1 protein-coding gene and 1 pseudogene are annotated in these 3218 nt (G+C 69.6%); both read left to right on the forward strand.

Annotated features, from left to right (window positions below; genetic code table 11):
* Positions 1-12 precede the first annotated feature (12 nt).
* Positions 13-1777, forward strand: a pseudogene (locus FXN61_RS53970) (AMP-dependent synthetase/ligase).
* A 256-nt stretch (positions 1778-2033) separates the two neighbouring features.
* On the forward strand, positions 2034-3218 hold a 1185-nt coding region (locus FXN61_RS48385; RefSeq protein WP_167980484.1), incomplete at its 3' end, for an AfsR/SARP family transcriptional regulator.

Consider the following 3218-nt stretch of genomic DNA (forward strand, 5'->3'; position numbering starts at 1 on the left):
GCCACGGCCGCAGTGGCTCCGGAGGAGAACCTCACCGACATGGTGTGGGCCAACGCGGAGCGCTTCGGCAACGCCGTCAGCTTCCGCAGGCAGGTCGATGGCACCTGGGTGGACATCACGGCGCGTGATTTCGCAGCGCAGGTCATGGCGGTCGCCAAAGGCCTGGTCGCGGCGGGCATGGAGCTCGGCGACAGGGTCGGGCTGGTCTGCAAGACCCGCTACGAGTGGTCGCTGCTCGACTTCGCCATCTGGGCGGCGGGCGGCGTCGTCGTGCCGATCTACGAGACGTCGTCGGCGGACCAGATCGAGTGGATCCTGTCCGACTCCGGCGCGAAGGCCGTCTTCGTCGAGGCGTCGTCTCACCGCGCGCTGGTCGACGAGGTCGTCGGCAAGCTGCCCGAGCTGCGCCACGTGTGGCAGATCGAGGGCGCGGCGGCCGCGGTCGACGAGCTGACCGCGCTGGGCGCCGAGATCACCGACGAGCAGGTGCACGAGCGCCGTGGGCAGGTGAAGGCCGACCAGACGGCCACGCTGGTCTACACGTCCGGCACCACCGGCCGCCCCAAGGGCTGCACGCTCACGCACCGCAACCTGCTGTCCGAGGTGCGGTCGGCGCTGTCGCGGTTCCCGGAGATCCTCACGGCGGGCAACTCGCTGCTGCTGTTCCTGCCTCTCGCCCACATCCTGGCGCGCGCTCTGGCGCTGGCGTGTGTGTACTCGCGCGCGACAGTGGGTCACACGGCTGACGTGAAGAACCTCGTCGAGGACCTCGGCCAGTTCCGGCCGACGTTCGTCGTCGCGGTCCCGCGAGTGTTCGAGAAGGTCTACAACGGCGCCAAGCAGAAGGCGCACGCCGGCGGCAAGGGCAAGATCTTCGACGCCGCCGAGGCGACGGCGGTCGCCTACAGCGGCGCGCTGGACAACGGCGGTCCCGGCCTGGGGCTGCGGATCAAGCACGCCGGTGTTCGACAAGCTGGTGTTCTCGAAGCTGCGGGGCGCTCTGGGCGGCCGTGCGATCGCGGCGGTCTCCGGCGGTGCGCCGCTGGGTGACCGGTTGTCGCACTTCTTCCGCGGCGCGGGCATCCCGGTGTACGAGGGCTACGGCCTGACGGAGACGTCGGCGGCGGCGTGCGTGACGTTCCGCGGTCAGGAGAAGGTCGGCACGGTCGGTCTGCCGGTGCCGGGCACGTCGGTGCGGATCGCCGAGGACGGCGAGATCCTCATCAAGGGCGACATCGTGTTCACCGGCTACTGGAACAACGAGGCCGCCACCAAGGAGGCTCTCGAGGACGGCTGGTTCCACACCGGTGACATCGGCGAGCTCGACAGCGACGGCTTCCTGAAGATCACGGGCCGCAAGAAGGAGATCATCGTCACCGCCGGTGGCAAGAACGTCTCCCCCGCGCAGCTCGAGGACCGCATCCGGGCGCACCCCCTGATCTCGCAGTGCATGGTCGTCGGCGACAAGCAGCCGTTCATCGGCGCGCTGATCACGATCGACCCGGAGTTCTTCCCGTCGTGGAAGGAGTCGCACGGCAAGCCGGCGTCGGCGGAGGTCCCCGACCTCATCGAGGACGCCGACCTGCTGGCCGAGATCCAGGCCGTGGTGGACGAGGCGAACAAGTCGGTGTCCAAGGCCGAGGCGATCCGCAAGTTCCGCGTGCTTCCGGTGGACTTCACCGAGGCCGGTGGAGAGATGACGCCGAGCCTGAAGCTGAAGCGCAACGTCGTGGCGACGACGTTCTCGGCGGACATCGACGCGATCTACGCCAAGTAGCAGGTGAAATGCGCGAAAGGCCCAGGAGCTGAGAGAGCTCCTGGGCCTTTCGACCCCCAGCGATCGTGATCCGCGGACTTCCGCGGAACCCGAGAAGTTTGTTGCCCCGGCCCCCCGACCGGGACATGAAGAAGATTGCCGTATGACGCTGACGTATCGCTGACGCGCCGATGTCACTCGGCGACAGCGCGCTAATAGGCTGTCCGGTAGACGGGGATCACCCGCAGTGGATCATCTGGCGCGCGAGGGGAAGGCAATGGCTTCGGGTCCGCAGTTCCGGCTGCTCGGCCCGTTGGAAGTGCGCCTGGACGGCTCGGCGGTGGTACTGCGCGCGGGCAAGCACCGGGCGCTGCTGGCGGCGTTGCTGCTCCGGCCGAACCGAGTCGTACCCGTGACGGAACTCGTCGAGCACGTGTGGGGTGACGCGCCGCCTGCGCGCACTCGTGGGACGTTGCAGACGTACGTGATGCGGCTGAGGGCGGCGCTGGGCGACCCGTCGCTGATCCAGACCGCCGCTGACGGCTACCGGATGCGCGTCGACCCGTTGGCCGTGGACGCGCACCGGTTCGCTGACGCGGCGGCTCGCGGGCGTGTGGCTGCCGCTGCGGACGATCTGGTCATGGCGCGGAAAGCGTTTGCCGAGGCGTTGGAACTGTGGCGCGGTCCTGTGCTGTCGGACGTGCCGTCGGAGACGCTGTACTCCGAGCACGCGCCGCGGCTGACCGAGCTGCTGATGACCGTGCACGAGCAGCGGATCGACGTGGAGCTCGCGCTGGGCAACCACGCGGATCTGGTGCCGGAGCTGTTCGCGCTGACGCGGGACCACCCGTTGCGCGAACGGTTCTGGGGACAGCTGATGCTCGCGCTGTACCGCAGCAGCAGGCAGGCGGAGGCGCTGGAGGCGTTCCGGCAGCTCGACCGGACGCTGGACGAGCAGCTGGGCATCGATCCGTCACAGGAGCTGCGGTCGTTGCACCAGGCGATCCTGGTGGGGTCGCCGGAGCTGGCGGCGCCGGCGGTGGCCCGTGAGCCGGAACGCGCCCCGGCGTCACCGATGCGGCTGCCGGACGACATCGCGGACTTCACCGGGCGCTCCTGGCACGTGGAGCGGATCTCCGGGCTGATCACGGGCGGTTCGGTGCCGATCGTGACACTGGCGGGACAGCCGGGGGTGGGCAAGACGACGTTGGCGGTGCACGTGGCGCATCTGTTACGGGACCGGTTCCCGGACGGGCAGCTGTACGTCGACCTGCGCGGGTACGCGCTGGGGCCGCCCGCGGACGGGATGGACGTGCTGTCGCGGTTCCTGCGGGCGCTGGGAGTGCCGCCGGACGAGATCCCGCCGGACGCGGACGAGCAGAGCACAATGCTGCGGTCGTTGCTGTCGGGCCGGCGGATGCTGCTCGTGCTGGACAACGCCTCCGCGCCGGACCAGGTGCGG

Source organism: Lentzea indica (genome assembly GCF_012184385.1).
GTDB lineage: Bacteria > Actinomycetota > Actinomycetes > Mycobacteriales > Pseudonocardiaceae > Lentzea > Lentzea indica.